General features: G+C 65.1%; 29 protein-coding genes and 1 pseudogene. 12 read left to right on the top strand and 18 right to left on the bottom strand.

Annotation, left to right across the window (positions count from 1 at the left end; translation table 11 throughout):
* Positions 1-4: 4 nt before the first annotated feature.
* Genes I6F33_RS12115 through I6F33_RS12100 form a run of 4 tightly spaced genes read right to left on the bottom strand, consistent with a single transcriptional unit; the run spans position 5 to position 3,589 of the window.
* A complete protein-coding gene (locus tag I6F33_RS12115; RefSeq protein ID WP_225142625.1) occupies positions 5-1,168 on the bottom strand; it encodes an ABC transporter permease in 1,164 nt (387 codons plus the stop codon).
* Positions 1,165-2,097 carry an ABC transporter ATP-binding protein gene (locus I6F33_RS12110; protein WP_036027774.1) on the bottom strand — a complete coding sequence of 311 codons (933 nt, stop codon included), beginning with the start codon at positions 2,095-2,097 and terminating at the stop codon, positions 1,165-1,167. The genes I6F33_RS12115 and I6F33_RS12110 overlap by 4 nt, the downstream gene beginning before the upstream one ends.
* Positions 2,094-2,897: an HlyD family secretion protein gene (locus I6F33_RS12105; RefSeq protein WP_036027776.1), complete on the bottom strand. Its 804-nt coding sequence runs from the start codon at positions 2,895-2,897 to the stop codon at positions 2,094-2,096. The genes I6F33_RS12110 and I6F33_RS12105 overlap by 4 nt, the downstream gene beginning before the upstream one ends.
* Positions 2,894-3,589 carry a TetR/AcrR family transcriptional regulator gene (locus tag I6F33_RS12100; protein WP_225124775.1) on the bottom strand — a complete coding sequence of 232 codons (696 nt, stop codon included), beginning with the start codon at positions 3,587-3,589 and terminating at the stop codon, positions 2,894-2,896. Before I6F33_RS12100 ends, I6F33_RS12105 begins: the two co-directional genes overlap by 4 nt.
* Positions 3,590-3,697: 108 nt before the next feature.
* Here I6F33_RS12100 and I6F33_RS12095 point away from each other — a divergent pair, with 108 nt between their 5' ends.
* From I6F33_RS12095 to I6F33_RS12085, 3 genes are read left to right on the top strand one after another with little or no spacing between them, the layout of a single operon-like run.
* Complete coding sequence (locus tag I6F33_RS12095; protein WP_036012825.1) at positions 3,698-4,033, top strand: helix-turn-helix transcriptional regulator; 336 nt, start codon at positions 3,698-3,700, stop codon at positions 4,031-4,033.
* Positions 4,030-4,491: an SRPBCC domain-containing protein gene (locus tag I6F33_RS12090; RefSeq protein ID WP_036027779.1), complete on the top strand. Its 462-nt coding sequence runs from the start codon at positions 4,030-4,032 to the stop codon at positions 4,489-4,491. Before I6F33_RS12095 ends, I6F33_RS12090 begins: the two co-directional genes overlap by 4 nt.
* A 15-nt stretch (positions 4,492-4,506) precedes the next feature.
* Positions 4,507-4,920 carry a GFA family protein gene (locus tag I6F33_RS12085; RefSeq protein WP_036012827.1) on the top strand — a complete coding sequence of 138 codons (414 nt, stop codon included), beginning with the start codon at positions 4,507-4,509 and terminating at the stop codon, positions 4,918-4,920.
* 67 nt (positions 4,921-4,987) lie between these two features.
* Here the strand turns inward: I6F33_RS12085 and adhP are convergent.
* The 11 genes and pseudogenes from adhP to I6F33_RS12030 form a co-directional block, all read right to left on the bottom strand.
* Positions 4,988-6,012 (bottom strand): annotated as a pseudogene (gene adhP / locus I6F33_RS12080) (alcohol dehydrogenase AdhP).
* Between the two features lie 139 nt (positions 6,013-6,151).
* Complete coding sequence (locus tag I6F33_RS12075) at positions 6,152-6,562, bottom strand: DUF2000 family protein (RefSeq protein WP_057029516.1); 411 nt, start codon at positions 6,560-6,562, stop codon at positions 6,152-6,154.
* A 66-nt stretch (positions 6,563-6,628) separates the two neighbouring features.
* Entirely contained in the window at positions 6,629-7,018 is a 390-nt protein-coding gene (locus tag I6F33_RS12070; protein ID WP_109143260.1) for a DUF4189 domain-containing protein, read from the bottom strand.
* 203 nt (positions 7,019-7,221) lie between these two features.
* Positions 7,222-8,826, bottom strand: coding sequence for an NTP transferase domain-containing protein (locus tag I6F33_RS12065; RefSeq protein WP_225142623.1), 1,605 nt, complete (start codon positions 8,824-8,826; stop codon positions 7,222-7,224).
* Complete coding sequence (locus tag I6F33_RS12060) at positions 8,823-9,524, bottom strand: XdhC family protein (RefSeq protein ID WP_225142621.1); 702 nt, start codon at positions 9,522-9,524, stop codon at positions 8,823-8,825. Before I6F33_RS12060 ends, I6F33_RS12065 begins: the two co-directional genes overlap by 4 nt.
* 2 nt (positions 9,525-9,526) lie before the next feature.
* On the bottom strand, positions 9,527-9,850 hold the full coding sequence (locus tag I6F33_RS12055) for an XdhC family protein (protein ID WP_025037240.1): 324 nt from the start codon (positions 9,848-9,850) through the stop codon (positions 9,527-9,529).
* A gap of 10 nt (positions 9,851-9,860) precedes the next feature.
* Positions 9,861-11,063, bottom strand: coding sequence for a VWA domain-containing protein (locus I6F33_RS12050; protein ID WP_225142618.1), 1,203 nt, complete (start codon positions 11,061-11,063; stop codon positions 9,861-9,863).
* Positions 11,064-11,194: 131 nt separating this feature from the next.
* Positions 11,195-12,118: a MoxR family ATPase gene (locus tag I6F33_RS12045; RefSeq protein ID WP_036027789.1), complete on the bottom strand. Its 924-nt coding sequence runs from the start codon at positions 12,116-12,118 to the stop codon at positions 11,195-11,197.
* A gap of 62 nt (positions 12,119-12,180) precedes the next feature.
* Complete coding sequence (locus I6F33_RS12040) at positions 12,181-12,987, bottom strand: xanthine dehydrogenase family protein subunit M (protein ID WP_225142615.1); 807 nt, start codon at positions 12,985-12,987, stop codon at positions 12,181-12,183.
* A gap of 27 nt (positions 12,988-13,014) precedes the next feature.
* Positions 13,015-13,500, bottom strand: a complete 486-nt coding sequence (locus tag I6F33_RS12035; RefSeq protein WP_014494194.1) for a (2Fe-2S)-binding protein — start codon at positions 13,498-13,500, stop codon at positions 13,015-13,017.
* A gap of 149 nt (positions 13,501-13,649) precedes the next feature.
* Positions 13,650-14,096: a carbon monoxide dehydrogenase subunit G gene (locus tag I6F33_RS12030; RefSeq protein WP_036043583.1), complete on the bottom strand. Its 447-nt coding sequence runs from the start codon at positions 14,094-14,096 to the stop codon at positions 13,650-13,652.
* A gap of 172 nt (positions 14,097-14,268) precedes the next feature.
* On the opposite strand from I6F33_RS12030, the gene I6F33_RS12025 reads away from it, so the two are divergent.
* The 3 genes from I6F33_RS12025 (at position 14,269) to I6F33_RS12015 (ending at position 16,924) form a co-directional block, all read left to right on the top strand.
* Entirely contained in the window at positions 14,269-15,624 is a 1,356-nt protein-coding gene (locus tag I6F33_RS12025; protein ID WP_225142613.1) for a 3-carboxy-cis,cis-muconate cycloisomerase, read from the top strand.
* A gap of 15 nt (positions 15,625-15,639) precedes the next feature.
* Positions 15,640-16,422 (top strand): 3-oxoadipate enol-lactonase, encoded by a 783-nt coding sequence (gene pcaD, locus I6F33_RS12020; protein ID WP_036012854.1) that lies wholly within the window; start codon positions 15,640-15,642, stop codon positions 16,420-16,422.
* Between the two features lie 109 nt (positions 16,423-16,531).
* Positions 16,532-16,924 (top strand): carboxymuconolactone decarboxylase family protein, encoded by a 393-nt coding sequence (locus I6F33_RS12015; RefSeq protein WP_024340834.1) that lies wholly within the window; start codon positions 16,532-16,534, stop codon positions 16,922-16,924.
* Here I6F33_RS12015 and I6F33_RS12010 read toward each other — a convergent pair.
* Both I6F33_RS12010 and I6F33_RS12005 read right to left on the bottom strand, forming a co-directional pair.
* Positions 16,886-17,425 (bottom strand): hypothetical protein, encoded by a 540-nt coding sequence (locus I6F33_RS12010; protein ID WP_225142610.1) that lies wholly within the window; start codon positions 17,423-17,425, stop codon positions 16,886-16,888. The genes I6F33_RS12015 and I6F33_RS12010 overlap by 39 nt on opposite strands.
* Positions 17,426-17,656: 231 nt before the next feature.
* Positions 17,657-17,818 (bottom strand): hypothetical protein, encoded by a 162-nt coding sequence (locus tag I6F33_RS12005; RefSeq protein WP_167361691.1) that lies wholly within the window; start codon positions 17,816-17,818, stop codon positions 17,657-17,659.
* Positions 17,819-18,080: 262 nt separating this feature from the next.
* On the opposite strand from I6F33_RS12005, the gene I6F33_RS12000 reads away from it, so the two are divergent.
* The 5 genes from I6F33_RS12000 (at position 18,081) to I6F33_RS11980 (ending at position 23,157) form a co-directional block, all read left to right on the top strand.
* On the top strand, positions 18,081-18,998 hold the full coding sequence (locus I6F33_RS12000) for a branched-chain amino acid ABC transporter permease (protein WP_057029507.1): 918 nt from the start codon (positions 18,081-18,083) through the stop codon (positions 18,996-18,998).
* Positions 18,999-19,003: 5 nt separating this feature from the next.
* Positions 19,004-20,323, top strand: a complete 1,320-nt coding sequence (gene livM, locus I6F33_RS11995; RefSeq protein ID WP_225142609.1) for a high-affinity branched-chain amino acid ABC transporter permease LivM — start codon at positions 19,004-19,006, stop codon at positions 20,321-20,323.
* The gene (locus I6F33_RS11990) at positions 20,320-21,153 is read left to right on the top strand and encodes an ABC transporter ATP-binding protein (protein ID WP_036012867.1); all 834 of its coding nucleotides are present in this window, start codon (positions 20,320-20,322) and stop codon (positions 21,151-21,153) included. Before livM ends, I6F33_RS11990 begins: the two co-directional genes overlap by 4 nt.
* A complete protein-coding gene (locus tag I6F33_RS11985) occupies positions 21,150-21,887 on the top strand; it encodes an ABC transporter ATP-binding protein (protein WP_025037253.1) in 738 nt (245 codons plus the stop codon). The genes I6F33_RS11990 and I6F33_RS11985 overlap by 4 nt, the downstream gene beginning before the upstream one ends.
* 151 nt (positions 21,888-22,038) lie before the next feature.
* Entirely contained in the window at positions 22,039-23,157 is a 1,119-nt protein-coding gene (locus I6F33_RS11980) for a branched-chain amino acid ABC transporter substrate-binding protein (RefSeq protein WP_036012868.1), read from the top strand.
* A gap of 94 nt (positions 23,158-23,251) precedes the next feature.
* On the opposite strand, the gene I6F33_RS11975 is transcribed toward I6F33_RS11980, so the two are convergent.
* Positions 23,252-23,638, bottom strand: a complete 387-nt coding sequence (locus I6F33_RS11975; protein WP_225142608.1) for a response regulator — start codon at positions 23,636-23,638, stop codon at positions 23,252-23,254.
* A gap of 235 nt (positions 23,639-23,873) precedes the next feature.
* Here I6F33_RS11975 and I6F33_RS11970 point away from each other — a divergent pair, with 235 nt between their 5' ends.
* Positions 23,874-26,687, top strand: a complete 2,814-nt coding sequence (locus tag I6F33_RS11970) for a PAS domain S-box protein (RefSeq protein WP_036043571.1) — start codon at positions 23,874-23,876, stop codon at positions 26,685-26,687.
* Positions 26,688-26,714 lie beyond the last annotated feature (27 nt).

Here is a 26,714-nt window from a genome sequence, read left to right as displayed (position 1 = left end):
TGCCTCAATCCAGCGTGCGGCGGAAGCGCGTCACCGCGACGGTCATGGCGAGCAGCATCAGGGCCGCCAGAGCCAGCGTATCGAAGCGCAAATTCTCCATGGTCGCGCCCTTCAGCATGATGGCGCGGACGATCCGCAAATAATGGGTCAGCGGCAGGCATTCGCCGAGATATTGCGCCCAGGCCGGCATGCCTGCGAAGGGGAACATGAAGCCGGAGAGCAGAATGCTCGGCAGGAAGAACATCATTGACATCTGCATGGCCTGGAGCTGGTTCTGAACCAGCGTCGAGATGGTGTAGCCGACCGCCAGATTGGTGGTGATGAACAGCGTCGAGAGCAACGCCAGCAGGACGAGATTGCCGAGCACGGGCACGCCGAACAGGCCGACACCGATGCTGATGATCAGGAAGGCCTGGACGAAGCCGACCAGCACGTAGGGCACGATCTTGCCGAACATCACCTCGACCGGCTTGATCGGCATCGACAACAGGCTCTCCATGGTGCCGCGTTCGACCTCGCGCGTGACCGAGAGCGCGGTGAAGATCAGCATGGTCATGGTGAGGATGGTGCCGACGAGGCCTGGCACGATATTGAGGCTGGAATTCGCGGCCGGATTGTAGCGGGCGTGGGCGCGGATCTCGAACGGCATCTCCGAGGGCTCGCCGATATAGAGATCGTGCGCGAGCGCGGTCTGCACGATCATGCCGAGCGAGCCGAGCGCAGCGCTTGCGGCGACCGGATCGGTGGCGTCGGCCGCGACCAGCAGCGCCGGCCTGTCGCCGCGCCGCACCGCCCGCTCGAAGCCGCGCGGGATCTCGACCCCGAACAGCACCTTGCCGGACTTCAGGAGGTTGTCGAAATCGTCGACGTCGTGAACCTCGTAGAGGAAGCGGAAATATTTGGTGTTCTCCAGCGCCTTCAGCACCGAGCGGGCGAGATCGGAATCCTCCTGGAGCAACACCGCGCTCGGCAGATGACGCGGCGTGGTGTTGATGGCATAGCCGAACAGCATCAGCTGCATCACCGGCAGCATCACGATCATCGCGAACGAGACGCGGTCGCGCCTCAGCTGGATGAACTCCTTGACCAGCATCGCGTAGGAGCGCCGCAGGAAACCGAAACGCTCGCGGATTTCGCGCCGTGGTTCGGGATGTTCTACCGCGCTCATTGGAAATTGTCCTTGGAACGTCCCATCAGCTCGATGAACACGTCTTCGAGCGAGGGCTTGGACTTCTGCCAGTGCAGGCCGCCTCTCTCGCGCCAGGGCGCGATGCTGGCTTCGAGCGCCGGGACGTCGCGGCCAGAAACATGCAGCGAGGTGCCGAACGGCGCCACCATGTCGATGCCGGGCTTGCCCGTGAGCGCCGCGCCAAGCTCGTTCAGGTCGTCGCCCGTGACGGTATAGGTCGTCAGCGCGGATTTCGCGATGACCTCCTCCACCGTGCCGTGCGCCAGCAGATAGCCGTAGGCGATGTAGGCGATCTCGTGGCAGCGCTCGGCCTCGTCCATGTAATGGGTCGAGACCAGCACCGTGAGGCCCTCGGCGGCCAGCGCATGGATCTCGTTCCAGAAATCGCGACGCGCCTTGGGATCGACGCCGGCGGTCGGCTCGTCCAGCAGCAACAATTGTGGATTGGGCAGCGTGCAGGCCCCGAGCGCCAGCCGCTGCTTCCAGCCGCCCGAGAGCTCGCCGGCGAGCTGCTCCTCCCGCCCCGAGAGCCCGAGCCGCTTGATCATGTCGCGCGCGGCGCCGCGCGCGTCAGCGAGGCCATAGAGCCGCGCCACGAATTCGAGGTTCTCACGCACCGAGAGGTCCTGGTACAGGCTGAAGCGCTGGGTCATGTAGCCGACCTGGCGCTTGATCTTCTCGGCATCGCGGCGGATGTCATAGCCGAGACAGGTGCCCTCGCCGCTGTCGGGCGTCAGCAGGCCGCAGAGGATGCGGATGGTGGTGGTCTTGCCCGAGCCGTTGGGACCGAGGAAGCCGTAGATCGAGCCGCGCTTCACCTGCATCGACAGATCGTGCACGACCTCGCGGCCGCCGAATGACTTGGTCAGGCCCTTGACGTCGATTGCGATGCCGTTGCCGTTGCTCATCGCTTGTCCGCCACCGGTGTCTTGGTCTCAGGAGTTTTGGGATTGAGGTGGATGTCGATCGGCTGTCCGACGCGCAAGGCATCGGGCCGCGAGGGTCGCGCCTGGATCAGATAGACCAGCTTGTTGCGCTCTTCGAGGCTGTAGATGACGGGCGGCGTGTATTCGGCCGAGGTCGCGATGAAGTAGATCTTCGCGGTGAGGTCGGCGGCGCAATTGTCACAGGAGACACGCACCGTGTCGCCAATCGCGAGCTTCGGCAGCTCGGTCTCCGGCACGAAGAAGCGCAGCTTCATGTTGCCGGGCGGCATGATCGAGAGCACCGGCCGCTGCGCCGCCACCATCTCGCCTTCGCGGAAATAGATCTGCTGGATGGTGCCGGCGACTGGCGCAAAGCCCTTGCGCCGCGCCATCCGCGTCTCCGAGGTCGCCACCCGCGCCTCCGCGACGCGCAAGGCGGACACGGCGGAATCGAGATTGGCCTGCGTGCCCGAACCGGTCTTGTTCAGCGAGGCCGCACGGTCATAGGTCTGCTGCGCATTCGCAAGCGTCGCCTTCTGCTGGTTGAGGTCGGCAAGCTGGAGATCGTCATCGACGGAATAGAGGTGATCGCCGACCTTGACCTCGTCGCCTTCGCGGACATTGAGCTTGGTGACGCGCCCGGCTTCGTCCGGACTGACGAAGATCATGTCGGCCTCGACCCAGCCCTGGAAGCCGGGATCGCGCTTCTCCTTGCACCCCGCAAGCCCGGTTGCGAGCACAAGGACCAATGCCAAGAAAGAAATCACTTGCGACGACCTCATGTCGTCCTCCGTTCGCCAAAAATCAAATCGAGATGAACGCGCAGCATCTCCTGCGCGTCGAGCGGCGCATGCCGCGCAAACAGGCTCTGCCAGATCACGGCGATCATCGCGGGCGCGACCAGGATCTGTGGATAGTGCGCGAGGTCCTTCTGCCGGATCTCGCCGCGGGCGATGCCGAGCTCGATCAGCGCGCGCATGGCAGTGATCCCGCGCGAGACCACCTCGCGGTAGTAGAAGTCGGCGACGGACGGAAAGCGCGGCCCCTCCGCCACGATCAGACGCACCAGATCGCCCCGTCTCGTGCCGATCACCTCCTTCAGGAAGTTGCCGGCGAACGTCTCGATGAGGTCGCGCACCGAGCCTGCCGGCGGCGGCAGCGTGGTCAGCCGTGCGACCACGGGAACGATGACGATGCGCACCAGCTCCTCGAACATCGATTCCTTGTCCTTGAAGTGCAGGTAGATCGTGCCCTTGGCGACGCCGGCGCGCTTGGCGATGTCGTCGAGCCTGGTGGCGGCAAAGCCGCGCGCGATGAACTCCTCCATCGCCGCCTCCACGATCGCCGCACGCCGCTCCGCCGCACGCGAGGCGCGGTTCGAGGCAGGCGCCGCATCGGGGCCAGCAGTCCCAGGGTCGTTCGCTCCGGTGGGAGCGGCGGAGGGCAAGGCGGCTTTGGTCGGCTTCTTCGTCATTCGATATATATGACTGACTGGTCAGTCATAGTCAAGAGCGCGCGGAGGCGGCGACTGCCCAGACGAATTAGTGTTGACTAATGCATTAGTATCCGCTAATTTGATGGCATGATCGAAGCCACCCCAAACCCCGTCACCACCGTGATGCGCGCCCTTGCCGATCCGACCCGCCGCGCCGTGTTCGAGCGTGTGTTCGAGAGCAAAGAGATCAGCGTCGCCGAGCTGACGCGCGGCAGCGGCGTCACGCAAGGAGCCGTCTCGCAACACCTGAAATCGTTGAAGCAAGCGGGCCTCGTCGCCGAGCGCGCCGAGGGCCGCAACGTCTATTACCGCGCCGCGCCGCAGGGACTCGAGCCGCTGGTCACCTGGATGGACCATTACGGCGTCTTCTGGCGCGAGCGTTTCCGGAACCTGCGTGACCTCTTGAAGGAGATCGACCCGTGAGTGCTGCCGCGTTGAAAGCCGACACAAGAGACATCGTCATCGACGAGGTCTTCCCTCACACAGCCCAGACGATCTGGAAGGCGCTGACCAGCGGACAGCTGATCGGGCGCTGGCTGATGCAGCCGACCGGCTTCGAAGCCGTCGAAGGCAAGGCCTTCACCTTCCAGACCACCCCGGGGGGCAACTGGGACGGCGTGATCCATTGCCGGGTTCTGGAGGTCGTGGCTTTCAGCCGCCTCGTCTACGCCTGGAAAGGCGGCGACGAGCGCAACACCGGCTATGGCGCCCCGCTCGACACCGTCGTGACCTGGTCCCTCACCCCGGTCGAAGCCGGCACGCGGATCCGCCTCGTGCACGCGGGCTTCGTCCTGCCCAGGAACGAGTCGGCCTACACGGTGATGAGCGGCGGCTGGAAGAAGGTCGTTCGCAAGCTCGACGAGATCAGCGGCGAAGGTTGAGTGGGAGATATTGCGATGGAGAAGCCCTATACCGGCGGCTGCGCCTGCGGCGCGATCCGCTATTCGATTGAAGGGGAGCCCCTCTTCAGCAATCACTGCCAATGCCGCGACTGCCAGCGGGAAAGCGGCAGCGGCCATGGCTCGTACGCGACCTTCGCGCGCGCCGGCGTCACGCTGACGGGCGATGCCAGGCACTGGGACATGGTCGCCGACAACGGCAAGGTGAAGACCCGCGGCTTCTGCACACAATGCGGCGTAGCTGTCTACATGACCTTCGCGGCGCAGCCTGACGTGTTCACGATCCGGGCGGCAAGCCTCGACGAGCCCGCCCGCTACAGGCCGCAGGCGGTGACCTTCGCCGCGCGCGGCCATGAGTGGGATCCTCTCGACCCTGGCCTGGTGAAGTTCGACGGCATGCCGCCGGGGTAAAGCGCCAGATTCTTGTTTTGACGCGTTTTCTTAACGCGAACCGGTGTCCACTTCGCTCGAAAACGCTTTAGCCAAAATCCAGCACCATGCGACCGTCGATCTTGCCGGCCTTCATCCGGTCGAAGACCTCGTTGATCGCTGCGAGCGGCACTTTCGTCACCTCGGCCTTGACCTTGCCGTCGGCGGCAAACGCGATGGCTTCGTCGAGGTCGCGGCGGGTGCCGACGATGAGCCGCGCACGGTGATGCGCTTGAGCACGACGTCGAAGATCGGTGTCGGGAATTCGCCCGGCGGCAGGCCGACGAGGCTGACGGTGCCCTTGCGGCGCACCATCTTGAGCGCCTGAGCGAATGCAGCAGTCGACACCGCCGTCACCAGCACGCCATGCGCGCCTCCCCCGGTCGCCGTCAGCACCTTCTCCACTGCACCATCCGCCAGCGCGTTGACCGCGAGATCGGCACCGGTTTCACGCGCCAGCTCCAACTTGTCCTCGGCGATATCAACCGCGGCGACCTTGAGCCCCATCGCCTTGGCATACTGGATCGCGACATGGCCGAGCCCGCCGATTCCGGAGATCACGACCCACTCACCGGGCTTCGCCTCGGTTTCCTTCAATCCCTTGTAGGTGGTGACCCCGGCGCAGAGGATCGGTGCGATGGCCGCGAAATCGATCGTCGCCGGCAGCTTGGCGGCGAAGGCGGCCGAGGCGATGACATATTCGGCGAAGCCGCCGTTGACGCTGTAGCCGGTGTTGTGCTGGTGCTCGCACAGCGTCTCCCAGCCGGTCTCGCAATATTCGCACGACATGCAGGCGTCGTGCAGCCAGGCGACGCCGACGGCATCGCCAACTTTCAGATTCTTCACGCCGGGCCCGAGCGCGGCGACGATGCCGGCGGCTTCATGGCCGGGGATGAAGGGCGGCACCGGCTTCACCGGCCAATCGCCGGAGGCGGCATGCAGATCGGTGTGACAGACGCCGCAGGCCTTGACCTTGACCAGAACCTCGCCCGGACCGGGCTGCGGCACCGGCACGTCCTCGATCACCAGCGGCTTGCAGAATTGCTTGACGATTGCGGCTTTCATGGTCGGCATCGGTCTGCTCCTTGTGCTTTGTGAAGCAGAATAGCGACGCCGCCCGGCGCACCCTTGAGGAGAGTCAAAAAGCACAATGTTTGCGCAAGGGCGGGTCCATCATGACACCCCGATGACGCCGCGCGATGCTCTCGATCTGTCAGCTATGGAACTTGAGACCGTCGACGATCTTGTCGATCACCTTCCGCTCGGCGCGCATCGCAATACCGACGAGATTGAGGTCGCTACGCGCAACCGCCCTCACCGCCTCGCGGTTGGCGGCATCATGTGTCGTCTTGAACATGTCTTCGGTATAGACCGCCGCCTTGACGTTGCGGGCGAGCGCGCGGTCCAGCGCGCGCGACAGCGCCGGACCGTCGGCGCCATAGATCAGGATCGGTTGGCCGATCAGTGCATGATACTTCGTGCCCGAGGCGTCCTCATAGGCTTCGCCGATGCATTCCGGAAAGGCCGCGGCGATGCCGCTGGTGAGGAAGGAGGCTACGTTCAGCTTCTGCCAGGCTTGAAGATCGGTACGGATCACGACCGCGATCTTGGTGTCGAACTGCATGTATGCCTTCCACCGTCATTCCCGAGGCGATGCTACGCAACGCCCGATCACGACAGCAAGAGAAAATCACCCTTTCGCGTCGCAGGCCCAGGCGCGGATCACGCATTCCTTGCCGCCGTATTTGTAGCATTCACGCGTGGCGGCGTTGAGCGAGGCGGAAATGTTCGGCTTGACGGCATAGCCGTAGGCGCCGCAGGGATTCGTCATATCGACCGACATCGCAGCGCAGGCGCGCTTCATTGTCATGGTGGTGCAATCGCCCTTGCACTGCTTCTGCGCGGCGGCGCGGGCCTCGTGCTCGTGGCCATAATCATAGGCCTGGCCATAAGCGCCGCATTTGCCGACCGCGATGGCGCCGGCGGCCTCGGCTTCTGTCGTATGGCGCGCGCCGGATGCAAAGACGGACAGCGCAAGGAAAAACATCGCGCAACGGCGCGCGACGACGTTCGAAGCCATGGAAAAACCCCTCCCCCCAAGGCAGGTGGCGGCAACTCTAAGCGGCGGTCGTTTCCAGATGGTGAACGGGGGGTTGAAATCGGCAGGCTTGCAGGATGCCGTAGTCCCGTAGGGCGGATTAGCGAAGCGTAATCCGCCTCTTTTGTTTCCGCGGAGAAACACAGCGGCGGATTACGCCTTCGGCTAATCTGCCCTACGCACCTTCAGCCCCGCCGTGCCGCCTCCAGCGCCTGCGGCGTGTCGATGTCGAGGAAGGCGCTCTCGCCGTCCACGGGCACTTCGGCGACCGCCTCGGTGTGCTTGGCGATCAGATGCCGCGCGCCGACGTCGCCGTCGAGCGTCATCAGCTCCTTGAAGAAGCGGCGCGACCACAGCACGGGGTTGCCGCGGCGGCCATCGCTGACGGGAACGACGATGAGATTGCCGCGGTCGGGCGCGAAACTGTCGATCAGCCTGTCGATCAGGCCGGCGTCGATCAGCGGCATGTCACCGAGACACACGACGGTGCCATCGCAGGTCTCGGGAACGGCGGCGATGCCGGCCTTCACCGAACTGGCGATGCCGCCGGCGAAGTCCGGATTGCGGACGAATGTCACCTTCAGGCCTTGCAGCGCCTGCTCGACGAGCTCGGCCTGATGGCCGGTGACGACGATCACCTCGGATGCCCTAGAGGCCAGCGCCTGCTCGGTCGCGAGGCGCACCAGCTTCTTGCCGTCGAGCTCGGCGAGCAGCTTGTTCGGCCCGCCCATCCGGGTCGAGCGGCCCGCCGCGAGCACGATGGCCGCGACCTGGCTGTTGCCCTCGGTCTCCGGCTTGGCGCGCGGCTGCGGCCGCGTCACGATCTCCATCAAGAGGCCGCCGACGCCCATGCCCATCAGCTCGGAGCGGGTCACCTTGATGCCGGCGAGAAGCCGCATTAAGACCCAGTCAAAACCGTTCTCGACCGGCGAGCGCGCGCAGCCCGGCGCGCCCAGCACCGGCACCTCGCCGGCGCGGGCGATCAGCAGGAGATTTCCGGGGTCGACCGGCATGCCGAAATGCTCGATCTCGCCGCCGATTCCGGTGACGGCCGCCGGAATCACGTCGCGGCGGTCAGCGATCGCGGATGCACCGAACACGATCACGAGCTCGGCGCCGAGGCCGAGCAATTCCTTGATCGCGGCCGACAGCGCCTGCTCCTCGTGCGGGACCCGGCGCTCGGCGATGATGCTGGCGCCGGCTGGCGCCAGCCGTTCGGCAGTGACGCGCAGCGTCTTGTCGATCACCTTGGTGGACAGGCCCGGCAGCAGCGTCGAGACCACGCCGACGCGCTTGATCACGTAAGGCGCGACCTTCAGCACGTCCTTGCCCGCCGCCTTCACCGCGGCATCGCGCAAACTCGCCTCGACGCCGAACGGGATGATCTTGACGGTTCCGACCATCTCGCCCTCGACCACCGGCTTGTAGGCGGCGAGCGTGGCAAAGGTGATGGCTTCGTCGATGTTGTTGATGCGGTCGACCGCGGCGCGATCGATCACCAGCACGCCCGCTCGCGCGGCGAACAGATTGGCACGGCCGGTGAAAGCGCGCTCGACATGGATGCCCTCGCCGCCGATGGCGAGCGCGATGCTGGCGGCGGCAACGTCCTCGGAGACGTCGCCCGCCTCCATGCGCACCACGACGATGTCCTTGATGCCGGCGCGCTCCAGCGCCTCGACCTCGGCAGGTCCGATCGTCGTACCCTTCTTCAGCACCAGCGATCCCTGGCGCAGGGTGTGGACGGTCACCCCGCCAATCGCATCCCTGGGGCTCGCCGGGCCGAACTTCATGCCGCTTCTTCTTTTTCCTTGGGAGGCAGCCGAAGCACGGCCGTGATCTCGGCCATGATCGCCACCGCGATCTCGGACGGCGAGACCGCGCCGATCGCTAGCCCAATGGGCGCGTGGATGCGCGCGATGTCGCTTTCCTTGGCGCCTTGCGCCCGCAACCGGTCGCCACGCTTGGCATGCGTCTTTCGCGAGCCGAGCGCGCCGATATAGAAGCAGTTGCGCTCGAAGGCGTGCAGCAGCGCGGGGTCGTCGATCTTGGGATCGTGCGTCACCGCCACGAACGCGGTGTAGGCATCGACATTGAGCGGCGGCAGCGCAGTATCAGGCCATTCGGCGATCAACGGAATGTCGGGAAAGCGCTCGGGGCTCGCAAAGGCCGTGCGCGGATCGACCACGGTGACGTCATAGCCGAGCGAGCGCGCCAGCGGCGCGAGCGCCTGGCTGATATGGACCGCGCCGATGATGACGAGCTTTGCCGTCGGGGCGTAGACGTTGAGAAACAGCTTCTTGCCGCCGGCCTCGACACTGGCGCTCTTGCCCATGCGAAGCTGCTTCTCCAGCTCGGCGCGCAGCGGATCCCCGGCGAAATCCTTCGCCTTCACCAGCCGCTGCTCGCCGCTCTCGGTGTCCGTCACCAGGATGACCGGCCGGCGCGCGGCGCGTTCGGCATTGAGTTCGTGCAGGATGTCGAGCTTCACGGCTAACCGACCTTCTCGACGAAGACGCGGATGGTGCCGCCGCAGGACAGCCCAACGTTCCAGGCGGTCTCGTCGGCGACGCCGAACTCCAGCATCTTCGGCTTGCCGCTCTGGATCACATCCATGGCCTCCGTAACCACCGCGCCCTCGACGCAGCCGCCGGAGACGGACCCCAAGAACGTGCCTTCGTCGTTGATAACGAGGCTCGAGCCCGCCGGGCGCGGCGCCGAGCCCCAGGTTTCCACCACCGTCGCCAGTGCGACGCCACGGCCGGCCTTCTGCCAGTCCTCCGCCGCCTTCAGGATGTCCTCGTCGCGATCGAGCATGGCTGGCCTCTCAAGCTGCGGAGCGGATCAGGCTGCGGTGATGCGGCGGCAGCGGCTGGGAGAGCGTCGTGATCAGCTCCTGGATCGAACTCAAATTATGTACCGGGCGGAATTCGTCAACGTGGGGGAGCATCATTTTGATGCCCTGCGCCTTGGCCTCGAAGCCGCCAAACCGCAGCAGCGGGTTCAGCCAGATCAGCCGCCGGCAGGACCGGTGCAGCCGGTCCATCTCGAAGGCGAGCTTGGAATCGGCCTCCCGCTCCAGCCCGTCGGAGATCAGGAGCACGATGGCGCCCTGGCTCAGCACCCGGCGCGCCCACAATTTGTTGAAGTTGTGCAGCGAGGCCGAGATACGGGTGCCGCCGGCCCAGTCCTCGACCGAGGCCGAGCAGCTCGCCAGCGCCTCGTCCGGGTCGCGCTGGCGCAGCGCGCGGCTGACATTGGTGAGGCGCGTGCCGAACAGGAACACCGAGACGCGCTTGCGGGCATCCGTGATGGCATGCAGGAAATGCAGGAACAGGCGGGTGTATTCGCTCATCGAGCCCGAGATGTCGAGCAGTGCCACGATCGGCGCCGGCTTCTCGATCCGTCCGAGGCGATGAATGTCGATGATGTCACCGCCGGTGCGCAAGGAGGCGCGCAGCGTGCGGCGGAGGTCGAGGCGCAGGCCGCGCGCATCGGGCCGGCGCCGGCGCGTCAGGAGCTCGGCCTGCGGCAGGTGCATCCGCTCGATGGCACGGAGCGCCTCGGCAATCTCCGCCGCGCTCATCTGCGCAAAATCCTTCTTCTGCAGGATCTCCTTGTCGGAGACCGACAGGCGCAGATCCTGCTCCTGGTGCTGCGGCGTCTCGGTCATGCGAGGCTGCGCCATCGCCTCCTGGACGCGGCGGGCGCCGGCCTGGGGCTTCTTCTTGGCCTCGTCCGGCAGCGGCACCGAATCCAGCATGTGCTTCCATTCTTCCGAGGCGCGGAAGAACAGGTTGAAAGCCTGCTTGAAGATCAGCGCATGCTCATGGCGCTTGACGAAGATCGCCTCCAGCGTGGTGAAGACGTCGGATCGGCTGCCGATGTCGATCACCTGCAGCGCGCTCATGGCATCGATGACAGCGCCCGGCCCGACCGGCAGGCCGGCCGCACGCAGCGCGCGTGCGAAGCCCACGATGTTGTCGGCGAATTGCTCGGTCTTTTCGGGGGCAAGGTGGTTGATGGCCATTGGTTCAGCACCCTCGGTCGTCATTCCGGGGCGATGCGCAGCATCGAGCCCGGAATCCATTCATCCACCAACTCTGCGGCCCGATGGATTCCGGGTTCGCGCTAACGCGCGCCCCGGAATGACGCGCGAGATCAATTCTCGCTCGTCGCGTCCTTCAGCACCTTCTGCAGCGTGTCGCCCTGCATGCGGGTGATGTCGTCCTGGTACTTGAGCAGCGCGCCCAGCGTGTCGCCGACCACTTGCGGGGTCAGCGAGCGGGCATCGAGCTCCGACAGCGCGGTGGCCCAGTCGATGGTCTCGGCAACGCCCGGCGACTTGTAGAAGTCCTGGTTGCGCAATGCCTGCACGAAGCGCACGACCTGCTGCGACAGCTTGGCGGAGATTCCGGGCACACGTGTCTTGACGATCGCGAGCTCGCGCTCGGCAGCGGGATAGTCGACCCAGTGATAGAGGCAGCGCCGCTTCAGCGCGTCGTGGATCTCGCGGGTACGGTTGGAGGTGATGATGACGATCGGCGGATGCGGCGCCTTCACGGTGCCGAACTCAGGGATGGTCACCTGGAAGTCACTGAGGATTTCGAGCAGGTAGGCTTCGAACGCCTCGTCGGCACGGTCGAGCTCGTCGATCAGCAGCACCGGCGGACCGGCGACATCAGGCTCCAGCGCCTGGAGCAGCGGCCGCTTGATCATGTAGCGGTCGGCGAAGATATCGCTCGAAAGCTGATCGCGATCAGTGTCGCCCGCGGCTTCCGCCATCCGGATCGCGATCATCTGCGACGCGCTGTTCCACTCATACACCGCGGAGGAGACGTCGAGGCCTTCATAGCACTGCAGGCGGATCAGCTTCCGCCCCAGCGCCGCCGAGAGCACCTTAGCGATCTCGGTCTTGCCGACGCCGGCCTCACCTTCCAGGAACAGCGGTCGGCCCATACGCAGCGACAGATACGTCACCGTCGCCAGCGAGCGCTCAGCGAGATAGCCGCGCGACGTCAGGAGTTCGAGCATCGCATCGACCGATGCCGGCAAAGCACCGGAAGAAGTAGCCGCTGAAGTCATGAAAAAGCCAGTCTCGCTTCGCCCTCACCGGGGACAGGTCTGGACCGAGGAATGAGGTCAGCTCATTCCTTGGCATTGGCGGCATCGACGGCGCGCCGCGTCAGCACGCCGATGAGATGCGCGCGGTATTCGGCGCTGCCGTGGATGTCGCTGTTGAGGCCTTCGGCCGGTACCGCGATGCCCTCCAGCGCCTTCGAGGCGAAGCGCTTCTTCAAGGCTTCCTCGAATGCGGTGACGCGGAACACGCCTTCGGAGCCCGCACCGGTGACGGCAACGCGCACGTCCGAAGGACGCCGCGCCACGAACACCCCGACAAGCGCATAGCGCGAGGCCTGGTTGCGGAACTTGACATAGGCGGCCTTCTTCGGCAGCGGGAACATCACCTTGGTGATGATCTCATCCGCTTCGAGCCCGGTCGTGAACAGGCCCTGGAAGAACTCTTCCGCCTTGAGGCGGCGCTTGTTGGTGACGATGGTGGCCCCGAGCGCGAGCACCGCGGCCGGATAATCGGCAGTCGGATCGTTGTTCGCGAGCGAGCCGCCGATCGTGCCCTTGTGACGCACGGCGGGATCGCCAATGCCGCCGGCAAGGTTCGCCAGCGCCGGAATGGCTTCACCGACGATGGCGGAGGTCGCGACCTCGGCATGCTTGGCGGTGGCGCCGATCACGAGCGAGCGGCCCTTCATCTCGATCGCATTGAGCCCCTCGATGTGGGAGAGGTCGACCAGATGCGGGGGACTGGCGAGGCGCTGCTTCATGACGGGAATCAGCGTGTGGCCGCCGGCGATCACCTTGGCGTCCTCGTTCTTCACCAGGAGGTTGGCCGCCTGGCGAACGGTCCCAGGGCGATGATATTTGAATTCGTACATCTGTATGTCCTGATCGCGGGAGGCGCGTTACGCGAGGTCGGATTTGGCCATCGCCTTCGCGCCGGCGGAGATCGAGGCGACGATGTTCTGGTAGCCCGTGCAGCGGCAGAGATTGCCTTCGAGCTCCTCGCGAATGGTGTGGTCGTCGAGCTCGTGGCCCTTGCGGTGCACGATGTCGATCGCGGTCATGATCATGCCGGGCGTGCAGAAGCCGCACTGCAGGCCATGGTGCTCGCGGAAGGCCTCCTGCATCGGATGCAGCGGCGCGCCGTCCGCAGCCAGCCCCTCGATCGTCTTGACCTCGTGGCCATCGGCCATCACCGCAAGCGTGGTGCAGGACTTCACGGCCTTGCCGTCGAGATGCACGACGCAGGCGCCGCACTGCGAGGTGTCGCAGCCGACATGGGTGCCGGTCAGCCGCAGATTCTCGCGCAGGAATTGCACCAGGAGCGTGCGGGGATCGACATTGGCGGTGACTGGATTGCCGTTCACGATGAGGGAGATTTTTGCCATAAGCACTCTCTGTCAGCACCCCGACGGGTCCCGTCGAAGCGGTTCTTATAATTATTCCAACCCATCATATGGGCCATTATGCCCCGGGGCAACATCGCCCCGGGCGCAAGGCGCCATGCCGAAGGCGCTACCCTAAAGGTATTGGACCTTCAGCCCTGTACGGCCTTGGCGAAGTTCGCGAAAAACTCATCGGCAAGCTTCTTGGCGGCGCCGTTGATGAGGCGCTGGCCGAGCTGCGCCAACTTGCCGCCGATCTGCGCCTCGACGTCGTAGGAGAGCAGCGTGCCGCCGTCCTTCTCGGCGAGCTTGACGGTCGCGCCGCCCTTGGCGAATCCGGCCACCCCGCCCTCGCCCTCGCCGGAGATCTTGTAGCCGTTCGGCGGGTCGAGATCGGACAGCGTGACCTTGCCCTTGAAGCGCGCCGACACCGGCCCGACCTTCATCTTCGCCGTCGCGCGGAAGCCGCCGTCGTCGGTCTTCTCCAGCTCCTCGCAGCCGGGGATGCAGGCCTTCAGCACCTCGGGATCGTTGAGCTTGGCCCACACGGCCTCGCGCGGCGCTGCAAGCTGGACTTCGCCGTTCATCGTCATGGCCATGAGGGTGCCTCCCGGATCGCGTAACTATAGTGCTGATCAAGTAACGCAGCGGCGCGGCAAAGAAAAGGCCGGCGCCCGGTCACGTGCAATGCATATTCGCAACTGCAAAATGACGTGTGCGGGCGGTGGGGGATTGGCACGGCCGGGCCATGATGATTAGGTCGCGCGCAACATGAGCACATCCATCTCCCCCCTGCTCGCACCGATGCTGTCGAGCGCCGCCATGCGCGTGGTCTGCGACGATCGGTCGACCTTGCAGAACATGCTCGATTTCGAGGCAGCCTTGGCACGGGCCGAGGCGGCCAGTGCGGTGATTCCCGCATCCGCCATCGGACCAATCGAGGCGGCGTGCAAGGCCGATGGCTTCGACATGGCCGCACTGGCCGAGGCCGCGACGCGGTCGGGCAATCTCGCGATTCCCATGGTCAAGATGCTGACCGCCAATGTTGGCAAGAATGACGCGGAGGCCGCGCGCTACGTGCATTGGGGCGCGACCAGCCAGGACGTCATCGACACCGCGACCATGCTGATGCTTCGCGCCGGCATCGCGGCGCTGGATGCCGACCTCAGCCGTGCCATCAAGGGCTTTGCCGCGCTGGCGCGCAGCCATCGCAACACCCCGATGGTGGCGCGGACCTGGCTCCAGCATGCGCTGCCGATGCCGTTCGGGCTGAAGGCCGCCGAATACGCCTCGAGCCTTGCCCGCGCCCGCTGCCGCCTGCGGCGGCTCTCCCGCGAGGGCCTCGCGCTGCAATTCGGCGGCGCCGCCGGCACGCTCGCTGCGCTCGGCGATAACGGGCTCGCGGTGGCCGAACGGCTGGCGCAGGAGCTCGACCTGCCGCTGCCCGAGGCGCCCTGGCATACCCATCGCGACCGCATCGCCGAGGCCGCATCCTGCTTTGCCATTCTCGCCGGCAGCTGCGGCAAGATCGCGCGCGACGTCTCGCTGCTGATGCAGACCGACGTCGCCGAAGCGTTCGAGCCCGCCGGCGAAGGCCGCGGCGGCTCCTCGACCATGCCGCACAAGCGCAACCCGGTCGCCGCCGCAAGCGCGCTGGGCGCTGCCACCATGGCCCCGCAGCTCGCCGCGACGATCTTCGCCGCCCAGGTGCAGGACCACGAACGCAGTGCCGGTCCCTGGCACGCGGAATGGCCGACGCTGCCGCAATTGATGCTGGTCACATCAGGCGCGTTGGCGGCCGTCGTCGACATCGCCGAGGGTCTCGAGGTCGATGCGGCGCGCATGCGCAGCAATCTCGATGCGACGCATGGCTTGATCATGGCCGAGGCCGTCACCTTCGCGCTCGCCGAAGCCATCGGCAAGAGCAACGCGCATCATCTCGTCGAGGCCGCGAGCAAGCGTGCCGTCGCCGAGAAGAAGCATCTGCGCGAGGTGCTGTCGGCCGATTCGCAAGTCATCGCGCACCTTTCGCCGGAAAAAATTGCGGCATTGTTCGAGCCGATGGCCTATCAAGGGACGTCACAGGCGCTGATCGACCGGCTGCTCGACAACCTCGATCAAGATTAAGAACGGAGACGCCGCATGCCCATGATCGATGCCGACGGATGCCTGCTCAACGTCTCCGTCGAGGGCCGCGACGGCGGGCCGACCTTGATGCTGTCGAACTCGCTCGGCTGCACGCTGCAGATGTGGGAGCCGCAGATGAAGGCGCTGACGCAGGTGTTCCGTGTCATCCGCTACGATCGCCGCGGCCACGGCAAGTCGAACGTCCCGCCTGGCCCCTACACGATGGAGCGGTTCGGCCGCGACGTGCTCGCGATCCTCGACGACCTCAACATCGAGAAGGTGCATTGGTGCGGCCTGTCGATGGGCGGCATGGTCGGGCAATGGCTCGGCGCCAATGCGCCCGAAAGGTTCGGCAAGCTGATCCTCGCCAACACGTCCTGCTACTATCCCGATCCAACAAACTGGCACAACCGCATCAAGGCGGTAAAGGAGGGAGGCATCGCCGCCGTCGCCGATACCGTGATCGCGGGCTGGCTCACCCAGGATTTCCGCGAGCGCGAGCCTGCGATCACCGCGAAGATGAAGTCGATGCTGCTCGCCTCGCCTGTCGAGGGCTATCTCGCCTGCTGCGAGGCGCTGTCGACGCTCGACCAGCGCGCGCTGCTGCCGAAAATCAAGAGCCCGACGCTGGTGATCGCCGGCCGCCACGACGTGGCGACGCCGATCTCGGCGGCCGAATTGATCCGCTCCAGCATTCCCGGCGCCAGCATGACGATCATCGACGCCGCGCACATTTCGAACGTCGAGCAGCCGCATGCGTTCACGGATGCGGTGGTGGGGTTCCTGACGCAGCGCTAGCAACAACCGTCATTGCGAGGAGCGTAGCGACGAAGCAATCCAGTCCGTCTCCGCGGACACATGTCTGGATTGCTTCGCTGCGCTCGCAATGACGAAAGAGGAGGATGGAATGGACGACCAGAAGCGCCGCGATGCCGGCATGAATGTGCGCCGCAAGGTGCTGGGCAATGCCTGGGTCGACAAGTCGATCGCGAACCGCAATGCCTTCAACACCGACTTCCAGGACCTGATCACCCGCTACGCCTGGGGCGAGATCTGGACGCGGCCGCATTTCGACGAGCGCACGCGGCGGGTGCTGGTGATCGGCACCATGGTCGCGCTCGGGCAATGGGACGAATTCCGCCTGCACGTGCGTGCGGCACTGGCCGAGGGCGGCTTCACGCCCGATGACATCAAGGAGATCCTGCTGCAGCAGGCGATCTATTGCGGCGTGCCGGCGGCGAACCACGCCGTCAAGGAAGCCTCAGCGATTGTGCAGGAGCTCGGCCTGCTCAAGACCTAGAGGCTGAAGATTCGGCGGCGCAGCGGCCTCGACCGTCTTCGCCGCTGCGTCCGGCTTCTCGATCACGACCACGACCGCGGCACCGAGCAGCATCAGGAGCTCGGTGGCGTGGAGCCGAAGCGCGGCCAGCTCGCCGACCTTCGAGGCCATCACCATGCTGGCAAAGGAGATCAGGCTGCCGATCGCCAGCGCAATCCCGAGCGCCTCGTCACTGCCGCCGCCCTTACGGGTGCGGGGAATACAGAGCAGCACGAGGTAGATTGCAAAGAACGCCACCACGGTCAGCCTTCCGAGCGCCAGCAGCCAGGCGGCACGCACCGTGTCCATGCCCGCCATCTGCAGATGGTCGCTCAGGTACAGCGCCACCGCGACGCTCGGCCGCTCGTAGAGGCCGCGCACGGGCGCGACGATGATGCTGAAGGCTATGAGGCTCCAGACGGGAATGAAATAGGTCGCCAGCAGCGCGCCGTTGACCGAGCCGATCCGCCAATTCCTGAACATGCCGCTTCCCGCCTGATTTGCCGAGCCTTCGATGGAAGGCGGCGGCCATGCCGGAGCTAACTCGCATCAGACTGTGGCGGCAATTTAAACCCTTTGTTTACCTTAACTGCCCTCTCGCGCGGCGTCATTCCGGGGTGGTGCGCAGCACCAGACGCGGAATGACTCTTCCGCAAAGAAAAAAGGCCCCGCCTTGCGGCGGGACCTCTCCTCACTGCCGGGCTCCCAAACTCGCTATTCCTGATCGCGCTGGCCGCCCTGCTGCTGGCCCGGGCGATCGCCCTGGCGCGGGTCCTGCTGCTGCTGTCCGGGTTTCTGGCCACCACCCTGCTGCGGGTTGCGCTGGCCGGGATTCTGACTCTGCTGACCCGGATTCTGGTTCTGCTGCTTCGTCATTCGGGGAAACTCCCTTGTTGGACGTCAGAGGGGAGACAACGGCCGGCATCCACTTTGGTTGCCTCGGGAACCGGGTTCCTCGCAGGACCCAGGGAACCCGGCGCCGAAATGATCTCTGTACAAGCCTTAAGGTGGAGACCGGGCCAGTTGCAGCCGCCAGTTCCCTCCTGTTACAAAACCCAAATGCTCAAGGGCTGCCGGGGCCCAAGAACTCTCTGCAAGAGCTCCCTTTGAGCCGCGTCAAGTTTGGGTACGGCAGCTTATGGATTATTTCGCCCAGCAGCTCATCAACGGCCTCGTGCTCGGCTCGATCTACGGCCTGATCGCGATCGGCTACACGATGGTCTACGGCATCGTCGGCATGATCAACTTCGCCCATGGCGACGTCTTCATGATCGGCGGCTTCATCGCCCTCATCACCTTCCTGATCCTGATCTCGCTCGGCCTCACGGCCATTCCCCTGATCCTGCTCGTGGTGCTGCTGGTCTCGATGGCGATCACCGCGCTCTATGGCTGGACCATCGAGCGCATCGCCTACCGGCCGCTGCGCCATTCCTTCCGCCTCGCCCCGATGCTGTCGGCCATCGGCATGTCTTTCGTGCTGACGAATTATTCGCAAGTGGCGCAAGGCGCCCGGGTCAAGCCGATCCCGCCGGTCATCACCGGCGGCTATACGCTGCATGAAAGCGCGGACGGCTTCGTCATCCAGCTTTCCAACATCCAGATCATCGTCGTCATCACCACCATCGTGCTGCTGGCGATCTTCACCTGGCTGGTGTCGAACACCCGGCTCGGGCGCGACATGCGCGCCTGCGAGCAGGATCAGACCATGGCAGCGCTGCTCGGCGTCAACGTCGACCGCACCATCTCCATGACCTTCGTGATCGGCGCGGCGCTCGCCGCCGTTGCGGGTCTGATGTACCTGCTCTATTACGGCCTGGTCGACTTCTTCATGGGCTTCGTCGCCGGGATCAAGGCCTTCACCGCCGCGGTGCTCGGCGGCATCGGCTCGCTGCCCGGCGCCATGCTCGGCGGCCTTGCGATCGGCCTGATCGAGACGTTCTGGTCGGCCTATTTCTCGGTCGAGTACAAGGACGTTGCGGCGTTCTCGATCCTGATCGTCGTGCTGATCTTCATGCCGACCGGCCTGCTCGGCCGTCCCGAAGTCGAAAAAGTCTGACGCGCGTGACAGCTCCCTCCACCCACACGACCAAACCTGCAACGGGCATCCCCGCTCTCCTCAAGACCGCCTTCATCAACGCAGTGATCGCGCTGGTGCTGTTCTCGCTGATGGTGGGCGTCCGCACCGAGGCGGGCTCCGACGGCCAGCTCACCTATTGGACGCGATTCGGCGAGCTCGCCTCCCTCGTCGCCGCGGTGTTCGGCGGCTCGATCGTGATCGAGCTGCTCAGGCAATGGATCGGCCCGGCCGGCACCGAGCAGCTGGTGCCGCCAGCGTTGCAGAAGGGCGTGTCGCTGGTCGGCCGCTACCTTGCGCCCGCGCTGCTGATCTTCACGCTGCTGGTGCCCGTGATCTTCTATAACCAGCGCTACATCCTCGACCTCGCCATTCTCGTGCTCACTTATGTGATGCTCGGCTGGGGCCTCAACGTTGTGGTCGGGCTCGCCGGCCTGCTCGATCTCGGCTACGTCGCGTTCTATGCCGTCGGCGCCTATTCCTACGCGCTGCTCGCCACCAATTTCGGCTGGTCGTTCTGGATTTGCCTGCCGCTCGCCGGCATCCTCGCCGCATTCTGGGGCGTGCTGCTCGGGTTCCCCGTGCTGCGCCTGCGCGGCGACTACCTCGCCATCGTGACGCTCGCCTTCGGCGAGATCATCCGCCTCGTCCTGATCAACTGGCAGGATCTGACCGGCGGACCGAACGGCGTATCCGGTATTCCGCGTCCGACCCTGTTCGGCATTCCGCTGAGCAACACTGACGATGGGCTGGCCGCCAAGCTCGGCATCGAGTACTCGGCGACCCACCGTATCGTCTTCCTGTTTTATCTGATCCTGGCGCTGGCGCTGCTCACCAATTGGGCGACGATCCGCCTGCGCCGGCTGCCGATCGGGCGTGCCTGGGAAGCCTTGCGCGAGGACGAGGTCGCCTGCCGCGCGCTCGGCATCAACACCACGACGACCAAGCTCACGGCATTTGCGACCGGCGCCATGTTCGGCGGCTTCGCCGGTGCGTTCTTCGCCACCCGCCAGGGCTTCATCAGCCCGGAATCCTTTACCTTCCAGGAATCGGCGCTGGTGCTCGCCATCGTCGTGCTCGGCGGCATGGGCTCGCAGCTGGGCGTCGCGCTCGCCGCGCTGGCGATGATCGGCGGCTTCGAGCTGTTCCGCGGCCTCGAGACCTATCGTATGCTGGTGTTCGGCTGGGCCATGGTGCTGATCATGATCTGGCGGCCACGCGGCCTGGTCGGCCATCGCGCGCCGACCGTTTATCTGAAGAAGGCGCAGGCCATCTCCTCCGACCTCGTCAAGGAAGGACACGGATGAGCGGCGACAAGATCCTCAGCGTCGACCGGCTGACGATGCGCTTCGGCGGCATCGTCGCCGTGCAGGATCTCTCGTTCGCCGCCGAGCGGAAGAAGATCACCGCGCTGATCGGGCCGAACGGCGCCGGCAAGACCACGGTGTTCAACTGCATCACCGGCTTCTACAAGCCGACCGGCGGCGCCATCCGCCTCACCCACGATGACGGCAAGGAAATCGCGCTCCAGCGGCTCAACGACTTCCGTATCGCCAAGCAGGCCAAGGTCGCGCGCACGTTCCAGAACATCCGCCTGTTTCCCGGGATGACCGTGCTCGAAAACCTGATGGTGGCGCAGCACAACATGCTGATGCGCGCCTCGGGCTTCACCTTGCTCGGCCTTGTCGGCGCGCCTGCCTATCGCGACGCAGAAAAGCGCGCGATTGATCTCGCCTCCGACTGGCTGAAGCGGGTCAACCTGCTGGACCGCGCCGACGACGCCGCCGGCAATCTCGCCTATGGCGATCAGCGCCGCCTCGAGATCGCGCGCGCGATGTGCACCGAGCCCGCACTGCTGTGCCTCGACGAACCGGCTGCCGGCCTCAACGCGCGAGAGAGCGCCGCGTTGAACGAGCTCCTGCTTTCGATCCGCAACGACCTGGGAACGTCGATCCTCCTGATCGAGCATGACATGTCGGTGGTGATGGAGATCTCCGACCACATCGTGGTGATGGATCACGGCGTGAAGATCGCACAAGGTACGCCGCGCGAGGTGCGCGACGATCCCAAGGTGATCGCCGCCTATCTCGGCGCCGACGAGGAAGAGGCCATGGCCGTCATGGAGAGCGGATCGTGACGGCGGCATCCCCCCTGCTCGCGATCCGGGGCCTGCGCGCGGCTTACGGCAAGATCGAGGCCTTGAAGGGCGTCGACGTCGACATCAATTCCGGCGAGATCGTGGCGCTGATCGGCGCCAACGGCGCCGGCAAGTCGACGCTGATGATGACCATCTTCGGCAAGCCGCGCGCACGCGCCGGGCAGATCCTGTACGAGGGCAAGGACATCACGGCCGTCCCGACCCATGAGATCGCCCATTTGCGCATCGCGCAGTCGCCCGAAGGCCGCCGCATCTTCCCGCGCATGAGCGTCGCCGAGAACCTCCAGATGGGGGCCGACGTCACCGAGAGCACGCCGGCGGAACGGGAGAGCACGCTCGAGCGCGTGTTCGCCCTGTTTCCCCGCCTGAAGGAACGTTTCGCCCAGCGCGGCGGAACCCTGTCCGGCGGCGAGCAGCAGATGCTGGCCATCGGCCGCGCCTTGATGAGCCGCCCTCGCCTGCTCCTGCTCGATGAACCCTCGCTGGGGCTCGCCCCGCTGATCGCGCGGCAGATTTTCGACGCCATCCGCACGCTGAACCGGCAGGACGGCCTGACCGTGCTGATCGTCGAGCAGAACGCCAACCACGCCCTCAAGCTGGCCCATCGCGGCTATGTCATGGTCAACGGCCTGATCACGCTGGCCGGCAGCGGCGCCGAATTGCTGCAGCGCCCCGAAATCCGCGCCGCTTATCTGGAAGGCGGCCGGCACTGACCGGCCCCGCCCTGCGCGAGAATGCGGCTAGATATCTTGGCGTATGCCCGTATTTTGCCGGTGACTTCTCCTCGAATTCATTCAAGAATGGCGCCGGTTTGAACCGGGCATGCCCGGCAACTTCCACAGGCGACCACCCGCGAGGTATCTCATGAAATCACTGAAGCTCATCGGTCTGGCATTCGGCGCATCGCTCGCGCTATCGAGCGCGGCATTCGCGCAGGATGTCACCGTCGCAGTCGCAGGCCCGATGACCGGCGGCGAGTCCGCCTTCGGCCGCCAGATGAAGAACGGCGCCGAGATGGCCGTCGCCGACATCAACGCCGCCGGTGGCGTCAACGGCAAGAAGCTCGCGCTCAACGCCGAGGACGACGCCTGCGATCCGAAACAGGCCCGCTCGATCGCGGAAAAGATCGCCGGCGCCAAGATCCCGTTCGTCGCCGGCCATTTCTGCTCGTCATCTTCGATCCCGGCCTCTGAAGCCTATGCGGACGGCAACGTCCTGCAAATCACCCCGGCTTCGACCAACCCGCTCTTCACCGAGCGCAAGCTGTGGAACGTGGCGCGAGTCTGCGGCCGCGACGACCAGCAGGGCCTGATCGCCGCGCAGTACATCGCCAAGAACTACAAGGGCAAGAACATCGCGATCCTCAACGACAAGACCACTTACGGCAAGGGTCTTGCCGACGAGACCAAGAAGGCGCTCAACAAGGCCGGCATCACCGAGAAGATGTACGAATCCTACAACAAGGGCGACAAGGACTTCAACGCGATCGTCTCGCGCCTGAAGAAGGACAATGTCGAGCTCGTCTATGTCGGCGGTTACCATCAGGAAGCCGGCCTCATCCTCCGCCAGATGCGCGATCAGGGCATGAAGACGGTGCTGATGTCGGGCGACGCGCTCGCGGACAAGGAGTACGCCTCCATCACCGGTCCCGCCGGCGAAGGCACGCTGTTCACCTTCGGTCCCGACCCGCGCAACAAGCCGACCGCGAAGAAGATCGTCGAGGCGTTCAAGGCCAAGGGCATCGATCCGGAAGGCTATACGCTCTATACCTACGCTGCGCTGCAGGTCTGGACGCAGGCGGTCAAGAAGGCCGGCACCACCGACGCCAAGAAGGTCATGGAGACCATCAAGGCCGGCAAGTGGGACACGGTGCTCGGCCCGATCGAAATTGACGCCAAGGGCGACCTCAAGCAGATCGACTATGTCGTCTACAAGTGGGACGCCAAGGGCAATTACGCCGAGCTCGGCGCCAAGGGCTCTTGATCGAGAATGCTCTTCGGGGATCCCGATCAGCGATCGCCCGAAGGCTCCCGCCATCGCGACCACGCCCCGGCTTGCCGGGGCGTTCTTTTGCCGGTCAGACCGCGGCCGAAATCTCGTCGCCGGCCGCGGCCTGGGCCTTCCGCAGGGCCTGCAGCAGATCGTTCGGCCGAAACGGCTTTTGCAGGCCGACCACGTTGGCGAGGTGGGGCGATTGGTCCATGAAATCGAGTGCCGTCATCCCGGATACCGCAATCACCGGCAGCGCCGGCGCGCGTTCGCGCAAGGCGGTGATGACGTCGACGCCGCTGGTATCACCGAGGAAGATGTCCACAATCGCCGCGTCAAAGCGGCTTTCCGCAAAGGCCTTCAGCCCCGCCGCGCCGCTTTCGGCCTCCACGACCTCGAAATGGTTGACCCGAAGCACGATCGCCACCATCGCGCGGACGTCCTTCTGGTCGTCGATGATGAGAACGCGGGGCATGGGGGCAAACTCCCGATCTCGAAATCAAAATCGCCTGTTTCAAGCCTGGAACCCGCCGCAGCGGCAGGGCATTATGACACCGCCCAGTAAAGTGCCCCTTACCAATCCCTGTTCCGTGCTCTCACCGAAATTAGGTAAGCTGTAACCCTCGGTTGAGTCGTAAACCGGTTCCGTGACCACCTGCGCCCAGAACCCGCTACGATGAACGGACTGCCGGCGAATGAGACTAGCGGAGATGCTCAAGCCCATCGACTCGCGCGAAATGGACGTGCCTGCGCCGATCGACCGAAGCACATTTCTGTCGACCCTGCCGGCCACGTCGGCCGACCGCACTGCAGCATTGACGATTGTCGGTGTGTCCTCGCTCCTGTTCGCCGCAGCCGTGCCCTTCGCCGGTACCCCGCTCCTGCCGGTGCCAGCCTTCGTCGCCAGCTATCAATCCGCGCTGGCCGTGAGCGACATCGTCACGGCAGTGCTGCTGCTGTCGCAATTTGCGATCCTGCGCACCCGCGCGCTGCTGTGGCTCGCCAGCGGCTATCTCTTCACCGCCGCGGCGGCGCTGGTTCATGCCCTCACCTTCCCAGGGCTGTTCACCCCGACCGGACTCCTGGGCGCGGGCCGACAGACCACGGTGTGGCTCTACATGATCTGGCACGCCGGCTTTCCGCTCTGCGTGATGGCATATGCCTGGCTGAAGGAGAAAGACGGTGGGCCCCGGATCCGCGGCGCGGTAAGCACCGCGATTTATGCCTGCGGGCTCGGCGTCGTCGCCGCGATGGCGGTCTTCGCCTGGATCGTCACCGCGCAGCACGATCTGTTGCCGGTCCTGTTGAGCGAGGGCCGCTATACGGCGACCATGATCGGCGTCGTGTCCTTCGTGTGGTCGCTGAGCTTTGCCGCGCTGGTCTCGCTCTGGTTCCGCAGGCCGCATACGGTAATCGACATCTGGCTCATGGTGGTCATGTGCGCCTGGCTGTTCGACATCGCCCTGTCGGCGATCGTCAACGTCGCGCGCTTCGATCTCGGATTCTATGCCGGCCGGCTCTACGGCCTCGCCGCGGCGACCTTCGTGCTCGCGGTGCTTCTGATCGAGAATGTCCGCCTCCAGGCGCATACAGTGGGCCTCGTCGGAAAGCTGCGCCAGCAATCGGCCTCGCAACGCGACTATTTCGGCAAGCGCCTCGCGCTGTACGGCGCCGTGGTCGAATCCTCCAATGACGCGATCATCACCAAGTCGCTCGACGGCATCATCACCAGCTGGAACAAGGCCGCCGAAAACCTATTCGGCTACTCCGCCGCCGAGGCCGTCGGCAAGCCGATCGACATCATCGTGCCGCCGGATCGCAAGGGCGAGATCAGAAGCACCCTCAACCAGATCGCCAGCAATGAATCGATCGCCCAGCACGAGACGGTCCGAATCCGCAAAGACGGCCGCCCGCTCGACGTCGTCCTGAACGTCTCGCCGCTGCGGACCGACGATGGAGAGATCATCGGCGCTTCCAAGATCGCCCACGACATCACGGAAGAAAAGCAGGCTAGAGAGAAGCTGCGCCGCGAGACCGAGGAACGCCAGCGGATTTTCGAGACATCGCAGGACCTGATCCTGGTCACCGACGGCTACGGCAATTTCGTCCAGGTCAGCCCGAGCGTGCAGAACATTCTCGGCTACAGCCCCGAGGACATGGTCGGGCACAGCGCGATCGAGTTCATCCATCCCGACGATCTCGAGAAGACGCGGAGCGAGATGCGCGCGGCCCGTCGCGGCGCGGTCAAGCGCAGCTTCGAGGCGCGCTACTACCATTACGACGGTCACGAGGTCACGCTGAACTGGATGGGCACCTGGTCCGAGCCGGTGAAACGCCACTTCTTCATCGGCCGCGACCTCACTGACAAGCAGGCCGCCGAAGCCCAGCTCCGGCAGGTCCAGAAAATGGACTCGATCGGCCAATTGACCGGCGGCGTCGCCCACGACTTCAACAACGTGCTGACCGTGATCACGGGCACGATCGGCATTCTCAGCGACGCGGTCGCCGACCGGCCCGATCTTGCCGCGATCACCAAGCTGATCGACGACGCCGCCGAGCGCGGCGCGCAACTGACCAAGCACCTGCTCGCCTTCGCCCGCAAGCAGCCGCTGCAGCCGCGCGAGATCGACGTCAACGCACTGGCGCTCGAAGCCGCCAAGCTCTTGCATCCGACGCTCGGCGAGCAGATCACCATCATGCCGCAGCTCACCGAGGATGCCTGGCCGACACTGGTCGACCCGGGCCAGCTCTCCACCGCGATCCTCAATCTCGCGCTGAACGCGCGCGACGCCATGCCCGAGGGCGGCACCCTGGTGCTGGAGACCCGCAACATCTTCCTCGACGACGGCTATGCCAGCATGAACCCCGACGTCGTTGCCGGCAATTACGTGATGATCGCGGTCAGCGACACCGGCACCGGAATTCCTGCCGAGCTGATCGACCGGGTGTTCGATCCCTTCTTCACGACCAAGGAGGTTGGCAAGGGCACTGGCCTCGGCCTCAGCATGGTGTTCGGCTTCGTCAAGCAATCGGGCGGGCACATCAAGATCTACAGTGAGGAAGGCCACGGCACGAGCGTGAAGATCTACCTGCCGCGCTCGACCGGTGTGCAGGAGACCGAGTTCGAATCGCTCCAGAATGCGCCAATCACCGGCGGTAACGAGAAGATCCTGATCGTCGAGGACGATGCCTTGGTGCGGCAGTATGTCGTGACGCAGGTCAAGAGCCTCGGCTATACCGCGCTCGAGGCCGCCAACGGCGCCGAGGCGCTCAATATCATCGACAGCGACGAGACCATCGACCTGCTGTTCACCGACATCATCATGCCCGGCAACATGAATGGCCGCCAGCTGGCCGACGAAGCCCACAAGCGCCGCCCCGACCTGAAGACGCTGTTCACCTCGGGCTACACCGAGAACGCCATCGTCCATCACGGCCGGCTCGATTCCGGCGTGCTGCTGCTGGCCAAGCCCTACCGCAAGTCCGAGCTCGCCAAGATGCTGAGGACCGCGCTCGCCGGTTGAGCCTGCGGCATTGCTGCGCTATCGCAG

Source organism: Bradyrhizobium sp. BRP20, from assembly GCF_020194215.1.
GTDB lineage: Bacteria > Pseudomonadota > Alphaproteobacteria > Rhizobiales > Xanthobacteraceae > Bradyrhizobium > Bradyrhizobium yuanmingense.
The sequence above is the reverse complement of the archived record's forward strand: the minus strand, read 5'-3'. Positions and strand labels throughout refer to the sequence as shown.